Source organism: Shewanella sp. SM68 (genome assembly GCF_025653925.1).
GTDB lineage: Bacteria > Pseudomonadota > Gammaproteobacteria > Enterobacterales > Shewanellaceae > Shewanella > Shewanella oncorhynchi.
The window spans coordinates 213463-229415 of the sequence record NZ_JAKKRU010000005.1; the positions used below are offsets into that span (position 1 = coordinate 213463).

The following is a 15953-nucleotide window of genomic DNA, read 5'->3' on the forward strand; positions in this document are numbered from 1 at the left end:
GATCGCATTCATGCGATAAAGTAAGGTATTTTTAAATCATGACTCTGTACCCAAGAGAAAAAGCAATATCAGTGCTGTTGTCCATGTTGAGTAGGTTTTCGACGATAGTAAATTCAATTGCACTGTTATTCAGATAATACCTATAGCCTAGAAATACTTCGTGAGAAGGTTTTGAAAAGTCATTATCTGTTTTGAGTAAACCTTCATAATGATGTAATTCAATAAGCCAACCATGGCGTCCCATTAAATACTCATAACCTAAAGATAACATTACAGCATGGTCTTTATAGTCTATTCCAGATAGACTTTCATCATTTCGTCTAAAGCTTATACCTGTTGTGGAGTAAAAATGATGCATTCCAGATGTATAGCTATAATTCAGCTGTAGTGCTTGCTCAAAACGGTTATCTACAAATGGGCCAGAATTAACATGGTTGTAATATAAGCTGCCACCTATTGATAGACCATAATTATCCTCACTAAGCAATTGATATTCTAAATAGACATTTAGGGCATTCGTTAGCGTATCGCCAGAAAGATCAGGTTGATTGATACCATTCTTTGAAAATATTTGGTTTTTGTCTTTGATTGTATTGTCGCGGCCATTTTGACCCACACCAAATGCATCATGAAACCAGATAGTGACCGAGTCAAGATGGTTATCCCCACTAAAACTCCACTTATAATTAGTATCAAACATCCATTTTTCAGTGAGTTGCCACTTTATTCCGCCATTAAGAGAATTATGATAATAGTCAGCATAGTAATCGTCAGTTTCAGCCCATACACTTGCTACTGTTGCAGATCCGTATACCTCTTTTTTCCCTTCAGGCAGTGCAAATCCTGAACGAAGTAGAGGCGTTAAGCTACCCGCATGTGTAGGTGATTGGGCATGCACACGAAGTGGCCCATAATGACTATAATTGATATTTTCTGCGAAAGTACTCGGTAAAAATATTACCGTATAAATTAGAGGTGCTCTAATAGTCACAAATAAAATTTTCTTTGCATATTTCATCGAAAACTCTTTTTTAGCTAATCTCTATTAAAAGCAATGTTTTGTAGTGAGGATGATGTTATGTATAAATGACTGAAAATTTCTGTTTGAAGCAATAAAGTTTTTGATTAGACAGATTTCTAATTAATTTTAGAATTAAAAACTACAAAAAACATACCATAATAGTACAAGTGCGAGCCAGAATGACCTACAGATAAACGGGATTGTAGTGAGTATTAGTAAAGTGCTAATAACTGCCAGTAATATTGTCTGTTTACTCATTGTCTGGACGCTATCAAAGCGTAATTTCATGATGTTTCTCAAACATAAATTATTATGCTAACAAAGCAATAACATTGTTTATGTTGTTAGTTATAGGTAGTGGTATTTCAGATGGCATTGTAAATGAATAATCAGCACTAAATATACCGCTGCTATTTACTCGTGTAAATGTGTGTAACAGGTAATTGTCCCGTATTAGCAGTGAAAATATGGAACTGATAGTTCATATTTTTTAATTAATATATTTATTTATCAGTCATATTAGTTATCGTAATTAAAGACCAATCTCAGTTTGCCAAACTTGTTTATCTAATGGATGTGCTTGTTTAAATTGTCCCTCAAACCGCAATAGATCAAAAATGAAATGGCCAGCCAGCCACGAATGACTGACCGGCCGCGCCGGGAAGCGTTTTTGGATAAAATGCGGAGCAGGTTAGCTGGGTGATTGACCTCCTGTTGCCGTCGCTTTGATATTGAATACTAGGCTGTACATCACTGGCAGTACGATGAGCGTCAGCAGAGAAGCGAAGCCTAGACCGAAAATAATTGTAATCGCCATAGAACCGAAAAACGCGTCGGGGATCAGCGGTATCATCCCGAGCATAGTGGTTATCGCGGCCATCATCACTGGACGAACACGGCTGACACAGGAGTCGATTAAGGCAAAATAGGCTGGTTTACCTTCACTGAGCTCGAGGTTGATCTGATCGACCAAGACAATACCGTTTTTAATCACCATGCCCGACAAACTCAGTAATCCGAGTAGTGCCATAAAGCTGAAGGGCGCATCGAACAACAAGAGTCCCGCTGAAACCCCAATCAATGCAAGTGGCACAGTAAACCAGATCACTAAGGGCTGACGCACTGAGTTGAACAAGAATACGGTAATCAAAAACATCGCCAGATAACCTAAGGGAATTGAGCTAAATACCGACGCTTGTGCTTCACCTGCGGTTTCAAATTCACCGCCCCATTCCAAGCGGTAACCCGCGGGCAAGCTGATCGCTTCGACCTGGTCTTTGATTTTGCGCAGTACAGAATCGGCAGTTTCATTGCTACCAAGCTTAGGATCGGCCATTACTGCGAGCATGCGCATGCGATCGCGGCGCATCACCAGCGGATTTTCCCACTCAGTGTTGAAGCTACTGACTACTTGGGTGGCGGGCACAAAGGTATTGTGTTCGCTGCTCCAAATTTGCAGCTTCCATAGGCTGTCGGCCTGCAAACGTTCTTCGGCGGGCGCTCTGGCGACGATGGGCAGCAAGTGGCTGGTTTCTCGGTATAAACCTATTTGCTTACCGCTAAAGTTAACCAATAGGGCATTGTCGAGGTCTTGCTTGCTGATCCCTGTTTCGCGCGCTTGGGCATTTTCCAGTTGCGGACGGATCAGGGGCACTTGATTACGCCAGTTGTGACGTATGCCATCCATGCTCGGCTCTGCGTGGAAAATCGCCTCGGCTTGGGCACCTAAAGCGCGCAGCACTTCTGGGTTATCACCGTAAAAGCGTGCCTCAATTTTGGCGGCGGGCGAAGGGCCGTTCTCCATGTTTTTTAAACGATATTGTGCCTGTGGGAAACGTTGATTTAACAAGGTTTCTAATTCTGGCATATAGGCTTTAACGGCGGCGAGATCCTGCATTTCTACTATCAACTGCGCAAAGGCGGGATAGCCTTTTTCTGGCTGATAGGGCAGTACGAAGCGCTGCGAACCTTGGCCAATAACGGTTGTTAAGTGTTTTAGCCCAACGTCTTTTTGCTCGTCCAGCGTAAGCATTAACTTCTCGATATCAGCGGTAAAACGCTCGGTCGCCTTGATGTCAGTCCCCTCTGGCATCCAGATATCCACAAAGAAAATCGGCGTGTTAGAAGCAGGAAAGAACACATTCTTGATATGACCAAAGCCCACCACAGCGCTGAAAAGCATAGCGATAACCAGCAGTATGCTCACTAGTCTAAAGCGCAGCGCTACAATTAAGCTTGTGCGATATAAGCTGAAGAACCAGCCCTTGTAGGGGTCTTGGGCTTCTTCATCGCTCGGCGCATCTTTAAATAACAGATGACAGAAAAACGGCGTGAGTGTGATGGCGGTGATCCAGCTGATAAACAGTGAAATCATCAACACTTGGAATAAAGAACGGCAGAACTCACCGGCGGCATTTTGCGATAAGCCAATGGGGGCAAAGGCAATAATGGCAATTACAGTCGCGCCCAATAGCGGCCACTGGGTTTGGGACACTATCTGTTTGGCCGCTTCTAAGCGGGTCTTACCGCGACGGATACCAATTAAAATGCCTTCAGTAACGACAATGGCGTTATCGACCAACATACCGAGGGCAATAATGAGTGCGCCGAGGGAGATGAGTTGTAGCTCAATCCCGAGCACTTTCATCACGATAAAAGTGCCTAGAATCGTCAGCAGTAAGATCAGGCCCATCAATAGACCCGAGCGCAGCCCCATAAACAGCAGGAGCACGGCGATCACTATGGCAATAGATTCCATTAGGTTGATTAAGAAGCCGTTGACTGTCTCATCGACCGCCTGACTCTGGTTGTAAACCGTCGCTAAATTCATCCCGATTGGGCGTTGGGATTCAAGCTCGGCTAAACGGTCACTGACCTTTTGCCCGATTTCGACTACATTCACACCGCTAGAGAAAGAAATCCCCAGCGATAACGCAGCTTCACCTTTATTGTGATAAAGCACATTAGGGGTTTCGTCATAATCCCTTTCAATATTGGCAATGTCGCCAAGGTAAATCAGCTCAGAGCTACCTGGAGGGCTGACGATTAAACGCGCTAGATCCTGCACATTGCTAAATTCGCCCGTGGGATGAATGCGGATACGGTTATCGCCAATCACTAAGCTGCCCGCGTTAGAGACGACGTTTTGATTGTTCACTAAGCCATAGATATAGCTCTGATCTAACCCCAGTGCCGATAGCTTTTGCTGGGAGATTTCAATCACGACTTGCTCGGTGACGTTGCCAGCAACAGAAACCTTTTTCACTCCAGGTACTAGCACTAGCTCGCGGCGCAGATAGTCGGCGTAATTGCTCAACTCGCGGTTGCTGTAATCAGGTCCCGAAAGGTTAAATAAAATGCCATACACATCGCCAAAGTCGTCCATCACCTGTGGCGTTGCTGTGCCTGGCGGCAAGTTTCCCGCAGCATCATTAACTTTACGACGCACTTCATCCCACACCTGCGGCAGGCTGGTTTTATCGTAACTTTCTTTAATCTCGATTTGGATTTGTGATAAACCCGCACTATTAATTGAAGTCACATGCTTAATGGCGTCGAGTTGCTGCAGGGCATCTTCGAGCGGTAATGTCACTTCTTCTTCAACTTGCTCAGGCGATGCACCGGGATAAGCCGTGATCACTAAAGCTTCTTTAATGGTAAATTCGGGGAATTCTAGTTGCCCCAAACCGGTAAAACTGACGCTACCACCCACGAGTAGTAGCAACACAAACATCCAACTGATGACTTTGTGGCGTATCGAATATTCTGCAATGTTCATCAATTACACCCCACGCTGCCAGCGTAGTGGTTTGACTTTCATGCCATCGGATAATTGAGACACTCCAGCGCTGACGATGAGATCGCCCTTGTTGACGCCCGTTAAAATCTCAACACCTTGATTACTCACGCGTCCTAGCGTCACCATCGTCGGTTTTACTTCACCCGATTGCGCTTGATAAATCCACACTTGCACTTGGCCATCTTGGTCGCGCTTATCGATAGCGGTCACTGGCACTACCGTTGACGCAAGGGCACTAGGATCTTTGACTAAGGCTAAAGTCAACTCGGCACTCATTCCTGGAAGTAACTGAATATCTTGAGGTTGAGGTAACGAAAACACCACTTCATAGGCTTGAGTACCCGGCGTGACTTGAGTCGAGTATTCTTTAAATTTGGCATCGAAACTTTGCTCGGGGAAGGCACTAAAACGCACTTTAGCTGCAAAGTGAGCTTGATCGGTATATTGTTTCAAACCCGCCGCCATCGACTCGGGAACTTGAATGCTAATATCGAGCAAATTATTGTTTTGTAATGTTAATACCCCTTGGTTTGCTTGCACTATTTGGTGGTTATCCACTAAACGTTTGGCGACTGTACCGCTAAAAGGCGCCGTTAAACGGGTGTAACTCAGTTGATCGCGTGCAGCGGCTAAGGCGGCGGTGGCCGATTTGAGTTGCGCTTGAGTGCTATCAAACTCAGATTGTGAAATCAGCTTGCGATTGAGTAGCTCAACTTTACGTTTAAAGTCAGCGGCTAACAGTTCATGCTCCGCCTCGCGGGTCATTAAATTATTGTGGGCGTCCCTGTCATCAAGTTTTGCGAGCAAGCTACCTTGAGTGACTCTTTGCCCTTCAACTAATGCCAATTCTGTTAATTGTCCTGAAATGCGGAACGATAATTCTGCGCGACTATTGGCGGCAACGCGGGCTGGAAATGTTCTGAAATCTCCGTCTTCTACATTGAGTACTTCAAACAGTTTAACCGGACGAATTGTTGCCACTTGCACTGAACTTTCCGCAGGCGAACAACCACTGATCAGGGCTGGAAGCAGCATTGTCAGCGGCAAGAGTCGATATGATTTCATGGTGGAGATTTCCTAGTTAACAAATTGTCAGCATTTCTGGGCGCGAAGATACCAGCTAAATTAGTTGCAATAAACGGGATACTTTGGGATTATCAGTCCCACATAATGAGATTGAACTTAAGGTCAAAATGAAGACAGAGGACTTAGCGTTATTCCACCGAATTGCTGAAACCGGTAGTTTGATTGAAGCGGCGGATTTACTTAACTTACCTAAATCGACTGTGAGTCGGCGTTTGCAAGCCTTGGAAGATGAGCTGAACATTAAATTGTTTCACCGTCAGAGCCGCTCTATGACGCTCACTTCTGCGGGCAGTCATTTTTACCAGCGCTCGCAGAATATTTTGGCTCAGCTCGACGAAACCCTATTCGAAATGACCAATGACGATGCTGAGATCAGCGGGCATTTGCGTATTCAAATGTTCCCCATCCACAGCATGAAAATCTTGATGCAAGCCATTTTCCGCTTTATGGATATGCACCCTAAACTCACCTTAGAAGTCATCAGCAGTTCAGAATCCGTTGATATGGTGAAACATAATCTCGATGTGGCCTTTGTAGTCGAGCCTGCGTTGGATACCTTAGATTTAGTAGTGCGGCCGATTTTTACCACTGACTTACGTTTTTACGCCAGTCCGCAATATTTAGCGGCACATGGCACACCTAAAACACCGAAAGAGATTGAAGCACATAATGTGTCTATGTTCCGTTTATCCAATGGCAAAATCTTTAATGAGTTATTTATCGGTTCAGAACAAGAGGTGAGAGTCAGAGGCAATTTCTGCTCCAACAGTATTGAAGTGGCGGTTGAGTTTGGATTGCAAGGACGCGGTATCGTGTATGCACCTTCTGAAGTCGTTGCCGAATATGTGGAAACAGGTGAGTTAGTGACCTTATTACCTGAAATCCAACCCCACCAAGGCGAGTGCTTCTTAGCTTATCCATCAAGACGTTACGTAAGTTTAGCCAGTCGGCGCTTTATCGACTATATCATGCAAGAGTTAGTGCCAAACGGGGTGCCGACTAATATGAGTGAGCAAGGCCCACGTCGATCCTGCAAAGCCTCTACGGGAGCGTTTTCAGACGATGTTTTGCGCTTTCCCGTTAAAAAATCAAGCTAGTTTACCCCTCGCTAATGGCGTTTGCGGTCGTGATCTTTGTGGGCTCACAGATCCGCTGCGCCAGCCAGTAACAGGCAATTCCCATCAAAATATTGGTCACAGGTAGCGCGAGCAGCAGGCCCTTAACGTCACCTATATACGATCCCAAGGCTGCTAGCGGCAGCATGAGCAGTACTAAGCGGCACAGATTGATGACTAATGAACTCATAGGCCTATGGTAGGCATTGAGGGAGGTCGCGACAATAATCACTATACCCAAAGGTCCGTAGGCGCAGGGCAGCACTAAGATATAAAAACTTAGCCATTCGATAACCTGCGGATCGGTACTGAATAAATGCGCGATAGGCTCGGCTAAAAAGATCAGTGGGATATAGAGTAAGGTTTGGAAAATAAAGATAAATTTTATCGATAATAGCAGGGCTTCTTTTGCTCTGAGTGGCTGTCCTGCCCCTAAGTTTTGCGCAATAAAGGGCATTAAACTCGACGACAGTGCCATCACTACTATTAATAGCACTGACTCTAACCGAGTACCGGCACCAAAGGCTGCCACGGCGCTGTGATCGATATGCGCCAACATGGCCATAATAATGGCATTGGCTAGTGGATTGATTAAATTCATCAAGGCGGCGGGTTGTGCTATATGGGCTAGTTTGCTCCAGTTCGCGCGCATTCTGTCTATGTCAAAGGCGGCCCATTCGAGCATTTTGCGCCTGACAATCAACAAATATCCCGACAAAGATAAGGCAATCAACCAAGCGAACAGGGTTGCAATTGCGGCGCCTTGGATTTCTAAACGTGGAAATGGCCCAATACCAAAAATCAGTAACGGATCGAGGATAAGATTGATGATTGCCGCCAGCGCCATGATCATCGCCGGCGAGCGGGTGTCGCCAGTGGAACGTAAGCCTTGATTGCCTACCATCAACAATACCAGCAGCGGTGCGCTGACATACCAGTAAATCATATAGTCGTGGATCAGCGGCAAGCTGTCATCGTTTGCCCCGAGTAAGCGAAACAGTGGCGTAATAAAAATGCTACCCAGTGCGGCTAAACTGGCGATCAAGACAAAGGTGAGCAATAAGGCATCATGCAAGAACACTTTGGCCTTATGGGCATTACCCGAACCGATAAGTCGACCTAAATTGGTCGAGACTCCAGCGCCAATACCAATGGCGATGCTCGAGATCACTAAGGTCACCGGAAAGGTAAAACTAATGGCGGCTAAGGCTTCGGTGCCCAATTGGCTAATAAAAAAAGTGTCAGCGAGGCTGAAACCTAGAATGGTCATAATGCCAATTAAGTTGGGGAGGCTCATGTTGAGCAGTACACGACCAATTGGCGCGGTGAGCAGCCCGTGTCTGTCTTTCATGGAAAAATAGTGCCTTGTTAGCGAGCGGAGGCGAGATTCTAGCAGGATTGTGCGGACTTGAAAAAACCGACATCAAAAAATTGAAGTTTTTTTTCTAAATGCCCTTGGATCTCGACACTGTCAGCCCCATATCTCAGACAGCAAAAGAGCAGACTAAGGTGTCTGTTTTTTTAATCACAAATAGGCTCGATTGTAGGGCATCAAATCATTAGGAGAGTTCATAGATGAATATTCGTCCATTACATGACCGCGTAATCGTTAAGCGTCTAGAAGTTGAATCAACATCAGCGGGTGGCATAGTACTGACCGGTAGCGCCGCTGAAAAATCAACTCGCGGTGAAATCCTTGCTGTGGGCAATGGCCGTATTTTAGAAAATGGCACAGTTAAGCCACTGGATGTCAAAGTGGGTGACGTGGTGATCTTCAACGAAGGTTACGGCGTTAAGAAAGAAAAAATCGACGGTCAAGAAGTCTTGATCCTGTCGGAAGCTGACCTGATGGCAGTAGTGGGTTAATCCTCAGCATCAATTCGACATTCCAATTAATCATTAAAAATTTAAAGGATAATCAAGATGGCAGCTAAAGAAGTTGTATTTGGTAATGACGCTCGCGTAAGAATGCTGGCTGGCGTAAACATTCTCGCAAACGCAGTTAAAGTGACCTTAGGCCCTAAAGGCCGTAACGTGGTATTAGACAAGAGCTTCGGCTCACCACTGATCACTAAAGACGGTGTTTCTGTTGCCAAAGAAATCGAGTTAGAAGACAAATTCGAAAACATGGGCGCGCAAATGGTGAAAGAAGTTGCTTCTAAAGCCAACGACGCCGCCGGTGATGGTACTACTACTGCAACTGTACTGGCTCAAGCCATTGTAGTTGAAGGCTTAAAAGCCGTTGCAGCCGGTATGAACCCAATGGATCTGAAGCGCGGTATCGACAAAGCCGTTATCGCTGCAGTTGCTGAATTAAAAGCCTTATCACAACCTTGTGCAGATTCAAAAGCGATTGCACAAGTTGCGACTATCTCTGCAAACTCTGACGAATCTATCGGCGAAATCATCGCAACAGCGATGGAAAAAGTCGGTAAAGAAGGCGTGATCACAGTTGAAGAAGGCCAAGCGTTAGAAAACGAATTGGACGTAGTAGAAGGTATGCAGTTTGACCGTGGCTACCTATCTCCATACTTCATCAACAAGCCAGAAACGGGCAGCGTTGAATTAGATCACCCATTCGTACTGTTAGTAGACAAGAAAATCTCTAACATTCGCGAACTGTTACCTATCCTTGAAGGTCTGGCAAAAACCGGTAAGCCATTGCTTATCGTTGCTGAAGACGTTGAAGGCGAAGCATTAGCAACTTTAGTTGTGAACAACATGCGCGGTATCGTGAAAGTGGCTGCCGTTAAAGCACCTGGCTTTGGCGATCGTCGTAAGGCAATGCTGCAAGACGTAGCAATCCTGACTGGCGGTACTGTTATTGCTGAAGAAATCGGGCTAGAGCTTGAAAAAGCAACGCTGGAAGATTTAGGTACAGCTAAGCGTGTTGTGATCACTAAAGACAACACCACCATCATCGATGGTAACGGCGAGCAAACACAAATTGCTGCTCGTGTAAGCCAAATCAAACAACAAGTTGAAGAATCAACGTCAGACTACGACAAAGAAAAACTGCAAGAGCGTATGGCTAAACTAGCTGGCGGCGTAGCAGTGATTAAAGTTGGCGCAGCGACTGAAGTTGAAATGAAAGAGAAAAAAGCCCGCGTTGAAGATGCTCTGCATGCAACTCGCGCTGCGGTAGAAGAAGGCGTGGTTCCTGGCGGCGGTGTTGCTCTGGTTCGCGTAGCTTCTAAGATCGCTGACGTTGAAGTATTAAACGAAGACCAAAAACACGGTGTGGTTATCGCACTGCGTGCAATGGAAGCACCACTGCGTCAAATCGCCACTAACGCGGGTGAAGAAGCGTCAGTTGTTGCTAACACAGTGAAGAACGGCAGCGGTAACTTCGGTTACAACGCCGGTAATGACACTTACGGTGACATGTTAGAAATGGGTATCCTTGACCCAACTAAAGTGACCCGTTGTGCATTGCAATTCGCTGCGTCAATCGCAGGTCTGATGATCACTACAGAAGCTATGGTTGCTGAGATCCCACAAAATGCTAGCCAAGATATGGGCGGTATGGGTGGGATGGGCGGAATGGGCGGCATGATGTAATTTTTGCTGGTCTAAAACGTTGATTACGGCGTTGCTGCTCGCTCACATACACACAACGTATGCTACGCTCACAGCGCCTTGTACTGAACGTTTTATGCTGTGCAAAAACGTCAGACCCCTAGGCCTAAGTTCTTAGTCCGCTAAGAGCGACACCTAAAAAAATCCCTGATACTTAATAGTGTCAGGGATTTTTTTGTATCTGAGGGGCTAAGGAAGTGTTGCTTAACCACTCTAGATTGTATTGGGAGCAGAAAGCTAAACGTCGTGGTAAAGCACCTTGTTCTAACTCGATTTATCCAACGTAAGATACTTTGCTGGTCTGGAGCCTAAAAGCCTCAAACCAAAGTTCTTGTAAAAGAAAAACCCCGATACTGGTAACAGTATCGGGGTTTTGTTTTTGGTCTGGCAACTTGGGGAAATATTGGGTGTACTTATCTACACTTTTTGAGATTTAAGTACTGAAATAGTCATGAAGGTGTAACATTGTACACTTTTTGGTGGCTTATCATTTTCAACAATCCAAAAGTGTAGTTCTGTACACTTTTATATTGAATGGGGCTGGTTTTAGGGCTAAGGTGTATGAAGTTACACTTTTGGAGATGATGATGGCATCACCGTTAAATCAACAATCCCTCGGCTTGTTAATTAAAGAACGAAGGAAAAGTGCTGCTCTTACCCAAGACGTGGCGGCCATGCTGTGCGGCGTAACCAAAAAAACGCTGATCCGAGTTGAAAAAGGTGAGGATGTTTATATCTCAACCGTATTCAAAATTCTTGATGGTCTGGGGATTGATATCGTTTCGGTTCAAACCAGCGACACCGAAACTAACGGCTGGTATTAACCTATGAGTACTTCTAAAAAGCTCACGTTAGAGATGCACCTCGGTGATTTAATTATCGGGGAATTGTCCTTTGATGCGACGACCGACACCTTTGCCGTATATTACACCAAAGACTGGCAACAAAGCGGATTCCCACTGTCTCCAACAATTCCTTTAGATGGCACAGGAAGTAGCAGTCAGATATCGATGTTTTTGGTTAACTTATTACCGGAAAACAAAGGATTAGATTATTTAATTGAATCTCTTGGCGTCTCCAAGGGAAATACGTTTGCCTTGATCCGTGCAATTGGTCTCGATACTGCAGGTGCTGTTGCTTTTGTTCCTAAAGGGACTTTGCTGCCTGAAACACAATTACGGCCAATTAAGGCTGAAGAAGTTATTCAGCGAATTGAAGATCCCACAATGTGGCCTATGGAAATTTGGGACGGCAAACCTCGACTGTCGGTAGCGGGTGTACAACCTAAATTAAACCTGTTTTATAACGGTGAAAAATTTGCATTTGCCGAAGGCGCGCTTTCATCTACCCATATTGTTAAATTCGAAAAATATCGCCATTTAGTGCTCAATGAATTTATGACGATGCGCCTAGCTAAGGCGATTGGAATGAATGTGGCTAATGTTGATATCGTTCATTTTGGAGATTACAAAGTACTCTGTGTCGAACGCTTTGACCGACGTTATATACCAAATGCGCAAAGGGTATTAAGAAGGCATATTGTCGATAGCTGCCAAGCTCTTGGTTTTAGTGTTAGCAAAAAATATGAACGTAATTTTGGTTCAGGGCGTGATGTTAAAGATATTCGTGAAGGGGTAAGTTTTAACAGGCTCTTTAGTCTCGCAGCAAAATGCTGTAATCCAGTGGCTGCTAAACAGGATATGTTGCAATGGGCGCTATTCAATTTACTGACCGGTAATGCCGATGCACACGGTAAAAACTACTCGTTTTTTATGACGCCAAGCGGAATGGAGCCAACTCCTTGGTACGATTTGGTCAGCGTGGCTATGTATGAGGATTTTGAACAACAGCTTGCGATGGCAATCGATGACGAATTTGATCCAAACAGCATTTACGCTTATCAATTGGCCGCATTTATTGATGGCTTAGGTTTACCAAGAAATTTATTAATCAGTAACTTAACGACAATAGCGCGAAGAATACCGCAGGCAATAGCTGAGGTGGTTTCAATGCTTCCAGCCCTCGATGAGAGTGAAACATCATTTGTGGCTCTTTACAAAGCGCAGTTGCTGGCGAGATGTGATCGTTACCTTAGTTTTGCCGCCGAGGTCAGGGATGTCAAAGTGTAGCTCTAGCTACATCTTATCACCCAGCGGTAATTTCGCAGGGGGGAGTGAAATACTGTGGCCTTGGCATCGGCAGTTAAACCCAAAAGAGTTATGTCTGCCCCATCTTTGTCGTTTGGCCGCAACATCTTTTAAAAATTTATTAATGTTTTCGATGCCTGTCCCATCTTTGTCGATGTCATGGGCTGGCTATGATCGCCATGGCTAAGCAATTCCCAAACTGAAGGGGGCAAAACCGGCTTACCTTAATAAGCAGTTAGTCGATTTCAAAACAGGCTTACGCCTCGATCCCTTAATGCAATCACAGATCAGTGCGTTAACGGCCGAGCAATTACAAGATGTGGCGCTGTTTTACAGTCAGCAAGAGATCCCCAATCTCAGTGCAAATTAGTGCGGCTAGCCTTTTGATTGCTGACAAGTGCAAGCGAAGTGGTTAGCATCATTGTCATCGGCTCATGGCGACTACACTTCTGGGAATAGCTTTGATGGTAATGGCATTGATAAATAAAAGAAAAATAGCATCTCTTATTGGCGTTCTGGTTTTACTACCAGTATGGGGATATGCCCTGCAAGCGCCTGAGGTTAGCGAAGCGGATAACTGTCAGCATGTCAGCGGTTCCGAACAACACTCTGACCACTGTGAACGCAATGCGGATCATACCGCCTACGATAAATTCGATGGCGTGGTATACCGTGGCGTCATTAATGCTAAGCCCATCACGCTGGAAATTATTGGTCAAGGCAACCAATATCGAATGACCGTTGATGGCCATGTGACGCTTGGGGAGCTGAATACCGAGCGCGGGTTTGAGCAGGATGAAAACGCTTCGCTCTTTATCCTTAACTGGCAACAGCCTGAAGCAGAACAGATAAAGTTTGTTAAATTATCCAGAGACCATTCGGTACTGGTGTGGGTTGATGCCAATGGCCAGCTTGATAACACCGCAACCCTGCATACGCGATAAAAAAGAAGCGACTTGTATACCCTTTCAAGATGAACATTTAACTCTTAAGCCAAAGATGGGATAAGCATCGCTTTTTAGGTAAATCTAACGAGCCATCCATTGTGAAATTTGCAGAGTGTATGCTTATACAAAGGCATACAGATAACTGGAGAGTTGGTTGAATTAAGCATTGGCATGTAAGTGACTGTTGACGGCATGGCCGCTCTTTCACATCTGACCCATAGGGATATGGGAAATGTCACTATGATGTCTGGAACATCATTGACCATGTGATCGCGGCATTTGCACTTCCGTATGCAGCAGATGCCGTCGTCGAGCCCTCATGGATACTTCTTGTGAAATAAAAGGGGTGGCGTGTCACTGGAATGACAGTGCTTAATCATCAGCTTCCGCTGTTAAGCAGCAAACGAGCAGCAAAATAGTCTTCCGACCTTTGATAAGATCGAAAGCGAGGACAGACATATTTCTTTCTGAGTTATTTACAAGAAAAATATAGGTATCTTTGAGTATTCCAAGCTTCTATCACTTGGCCGTAGGGTGATATAAAAATGGCAGTCTTACGTGTGATAGATTGGAGACTATCTCGATGATAAATTGGTTGAATACTAGTATATTGGCAGACATTTAAGCTGAACAAAAATAGTGGGTTAAGCTCTTTTTCTCAATTACAATGCACTATTTTCATTCGCTAAATGCGGCATTAAACGAGCAGGAAACCCAGTATGAATATCCCAATGATTACCGCGCTTCAGAGTGCTATTACCGAAGCGCTAGAGAGTATACCAACCACTGAGGCGGAGCAGATCTATGCATTGTCTTTCTATATCAACAACGAATATGACGATCCCCGTCTACCTACGCTGACAGTCGGCTATAACACAGTCGATGAGTGGCATGCCTCGATTCCAAAGGCTTCTAGCTCTGACGAAGCAAAATGGAACTATGCCTTCTGGCTTCAAAACGAACTCCTCGTCTTTGGGGATTCTGACTCTCAGACTGCGGATATCTTAGCTCGCTGGGTGGCCGATCTCGGTCTCGGGTACAGTGATGCGGAGGAAGATGTCGATTTTGAGCGCTGCCTTGAGCTTGGTCAGGAGATAACCGAGCAATTTGTTGCCGCAGTATGCGTTGTCGCTTCTACACTCCATTCCAACTTAACCGTTAGTCGCGTTTTCGGTCGTTCGGTACCCATCATAGTTCACGAGCTCGAGTACTATAACGAGATCGCAGATCAGACAGAGGCCTGTAACCCTCCCAGACTCGCCGAAGAGTTCGTTGCTTGGGTGCGCTCAATCTAACGTTAGTTATCAGTTATAGGTGGTAAGGATATAGGGCAGATTGGTTGGTGGCGGTTCAATAAGTCTAATTACAGATCTTAATCACATAGCTTAATCACATAACAAAAAGGATGCATCGATGAACGATGAGCAATACGAGAAGGGTCTTGAGGTGCGTCGTGCAGTGATGGGCGATAGCTATGTGGATAAGGCGCTCAATAGTGCGACGGATTTTACACAACCGCTGCAAGATTTAGTTACGGCCAATTGCTGGGGTGAGGTTTGGGTGCGTGATGCCATTTCAAGGCAAACGCGCAGTTTTATTACCATAGCGACGCTGGCGGCATTAAAGGCGCCGACTGAGTTAAAGGGCCATGTGCGGGGCGCGCTAAACAATGGCTGCTCGGTTGAAGAGATCCAAGAAGTCTTACTGCATTGCACCGTTTACTGCGGTATGCCAGCGGGGATTGAAGCTTTTAGAGCGGCGAAAGAGGCGATTGAGGAGTGGCAGGCGCAAAACAGTTAGCTCACTTGGTATTGATCATTTTGAGCGTCAATGGCTTTGAGGTTTAGTGGTTTTAACATTCGCTAGGGGAGCTGATTTACGCGCATTCCCCTAGCGTATGATGGCTACAAACTTGAACAGTCTGCGCTTATTTTTGTAGCTGGGCTTTTGCGGCTTCTACTTTTGAGAAATCCAAACCGAGTTCGAGCACGGCTTCTTTGATCAAGGCTGGTTTCTGCATCACTAGCCCCAGCAGTTGTTGTAATTTTTCGGCTGGGATACCTAATTGACCGAGCGTGCCCATCGCCATTAATGGATTTTCGGTTAATGTTTGAAACAGTTCTTGGATTTTAGCGTCACTGACGTTGTGTTCTTTTAAGATGGCAATAATGGGATTCATTGCATTACCTTGTTGATATGAAAGTTAAACAGGTGCCGATTTTATCACAGTTCTGCCAGAGTGGTTGCCTCACACATGCG

At 45.2% G+C, this 15953-nt stretch carries 13 protein-coding genes; 8 read left to right on the forward strand and 5 right to left on the reverse strand.

All coding sequences use genetic code 11. The features are described 5' to 3' along the window. Window positions 1-31: 31 nt before the first annotated feature. The 3 genes from L5M40_RS10675 to L5M40_RS10685 form a co-directional block, all read right to left on the reverse strand. Window positions 32-1018 (reverse strand): DUF3187 family protein, encoded by a 987-nt coding sequence (locus tag L5M40_RS10675; protein ID WP_263176402.1) that lies wholly within the window; start codon window positions 1016-1018, stop codon window positions 32-34. Window positions 1019-1712: 694 nt separating this feature from the next. After that, window positions 1713-4799 (reverse strand): efflux RND transporter permease subunit, encoded by a 3087-nt coding sequence (locus tag L5M40_RS10680; protein ID WP_263176401.1) that lies wholly within the window; start codon window positions 4797-4799, stop codon window positions 1713-1715. 3 nt (window positions 4800-4802) lie between these two features. Next, complete coding sequence (locus L5M40_RS10685) at window positions 4803-5885, reverse strand: efflux RND transporter periplasmic adaptor subunit (RefSeq protein ID WP_173246975.1); 1083 nt, start codon at window positions 5883-5885, stop codon at window positions 4803-4805. A gap of 128 nt (window positions 5886-6013) precedes the next feature. Between L5M40_RS10685 and L5M40_RS10690 the strand changes: the two genes are divergently transcribed. Continuing rightward, complete coding sequence (locus L5M40_RS10690; protein WP_006086115.1) at window positions 6014-7003, forward strand: LysR family transcriptional regulator; 990 nt, start codon at window positions 6014-6016, stop codon at window positions 7001-7003. A 1-nt stretch (window position 7004) separates the two neighbouring features. Here L5M40_RS10690 and L5M40_RS10695 read toward each other — a convergent pair whose 3' ends face one another. Continuing rightward, window positions 7005-8372: an MATE family efflux transporter gene (locus tag L5M40_RS10695; protein ID WP_263176400.1), complete on the reverse strand. Its 1368-nt coding sequence runs from the start codon at window positions 8370-8372 to the stop codon at window positions 7005-7007. 224 nt (window positions 8373-8596) lie between these two features. Between L5M40_RS10695 and L5M40_RS10700 the strand changes: the two genes are divergently transcribed. The 7 genes from L5M40_RS10700 (at window position 8597) to L5M40_RS10730 (ending at window position 15494) form a co-directional block, all read left to right on the forward strand. Next, entirely contained in the window at window positions 8597-8887 is a 291-nt protein-coding gene (locus L5M40_RS10700) for a co-chaperone GroES (RefSeq protein ID WP_006086113.1), read from the forward strand. A gap of 57 nt (window positions 8888-8944) precedes the next feature. After that, window positions 8945-10582 (forward strand): chaperonin GroEL, encoded by a 1638-nt coding sequence (gene groL / locus L5M40_RS10705; protein WP_263146635.1) that lies wholly within the window; start codon window positions 8945-8947, stop codon window positions 10580-10582. Between the two features lie 605 nt (window positions 10583-11187). Then, window positions 11188-11424 carry a type II toxin-antitoxin system antitoxin HipB gene (gene hipB, locus L5M40_RS10710; protein ID WP_105253052.1) on the forward strand — a complete coding sequence of 79 codons (237 nt, stop codon included), beginning with the start codon at window positions 11188-11190 and terminating at the stop codon, window positions 11422-11424. A 3-nt stretch (window positions 11425-11427) separates the two neighbouring features. Further along, the gene (locus L5M40_RS10715; protein ID WP_263176399.1) at window positions 11428-12729 is read left to right on the forward strand and encodes a HipA domain-containing protein; all 1302 of its coding nucleotides are present in this window, start codon (window positions 11428-11430) and stop codon (window positions 12727-12729) included. A 488-nt stretch (window positions 12730-13217) separates the two neighbouring features. Beyond that, on the forward strand, window positions 13218-13691 hold the full coding sequence (locus tag L5M40_RS10720) for a hypothetical protein (protein ID WP_263146640.1): 474 nt from the start codon (window positions 13218-13220) through the stop codon (window positions 13689-13691). 722 nt (window positions 13692-14413) lie between these two features. Continuing rightward, window positions 14414-14989 (forward strand): hypothetical protein, encoded by a 576-nt coding sequence (locus L5M40_RS10725; protein WP_263256645.1) that lies wholly within the window; start codon window positions 14414-14416, stop codon window positions 14987-14989. A gap of 118 nt (window positions 14990-15107) precedes the next feature. Next, window positions 15108-15494 (forward strand): carboxymuconolactone decarboxylase family protein, encoded by a 387-nt coding sequence (locus tag L5M40_RS10730; RefSeq protein WP_263256646.1) that lies wholly within the window; start codon window positions 15108-15110, stop codon window positions 15492-15494. Window positions 15495-15621: 127 nt separating this feature from the next. On the opposite strand, the gene L5M40_RS10735 is transcribed toward L5M40_RS10730, so the two are convergent. Next, window positions 15622-15873 carry a DUF2999 family protein gene (locus L5M40_RS10735; RefSeq protein WP_006083102.1) on the reverse strand — a complete coding sequence of 84 codons (252 nt, stop codon included), beginning with the start codon at window positions 15871-15873 and terminating at the stop codon, window positions 15622-15624. Between the last annotated feature and the right edge of the window lie 80 nt (window positions 15874-15953).

Coding starts and splice junctions, on each gene's coding strand:
- groL (WP_263146635.1), top strand. CDS start 8,945: ATGGCAGCTAAAGAAGTTGTATTTGGTAATGACGCTCGCGTAAGAATG.
- hipB (WP_105253052.1), top strand. CDS start 11,188: ATGGCATCACCGTTAAATCAACAATCCCTCGGCTTGTTAATTAAAGAA.
- L5M40_RS10685 (WP_173246975.1), bottom strand. CDS start 5,885: ATGAAATCATATCGACTCTTGCCGCTGACAATGCTGCTTCCAGCCCTG.
- L5M40_RS10680 (WP_263176401.1), bottom strand. CDS start 4,799: ATGAACATTGCAGAATATTCGATACGCCACAAAGTCATCAGTTGGATG.
- L5M40_RS10735 (WP_006083102.1), bottom strand. CDS start 15,873: ATGAATCCCATTATTGCCATCTTAAAAGAACACAACGTCAGTGACGCT.
- L5M40_RS10730 (WP_263256646.1), top strand. CDS start 15,108: ATGAACGATGAGCAATACGAGAAGGGTCTTGAGGTGCGTCGTGCAGTG.
- L5M40_RS10715 (WP_263176399.1), top strand. CDS start 11,428: ATGAGTACTTCTAAAAAGCTCACGTTAGAGATGCACCTCGGTGATTTA.
- L5M40_RS10700 (WP_006086113.1), top strand. CDS start 8,597: ATGAATATTCGTCCATTACATGACCGCGTAATCGTTAAGCGTCTAGAA.
- L5M40_RS10720 (WP_263146640.1), top strand. CDS start 13,218: ATGGCATTGATAAATAAAAGAAAAATAGCATCTCTTATTGGCGTTCTG.
- L5M40_RS10675 (WP_263176402.1), bottom strand. CDS start 1,018: ATGAAATATGCAAAGAAAATTTTATTTGTGACTATTAGAGCACCTCTA.
- L5M40_RS10695 (WP_263176400.1), bottom strand. CDS start 8,372: ATGAAAGACAGACACGGGCTGCTCACCGCGCCAATTGGTCGTGTACTG.
- L5M40_RS10725 (WP_263256645.1), top strand. CDS start 14,414: ATGAATATCCCAATGATTACCGCGCTTCAGAGTGCTATTACCGAAGCG.
- L5M40_RS10690 (WP_006086115.1), top strand. CDS start 6,014: ATGAAGACAGAGGACTTAGCGTTATTCCACCGAATTGCTGAAACCGGT.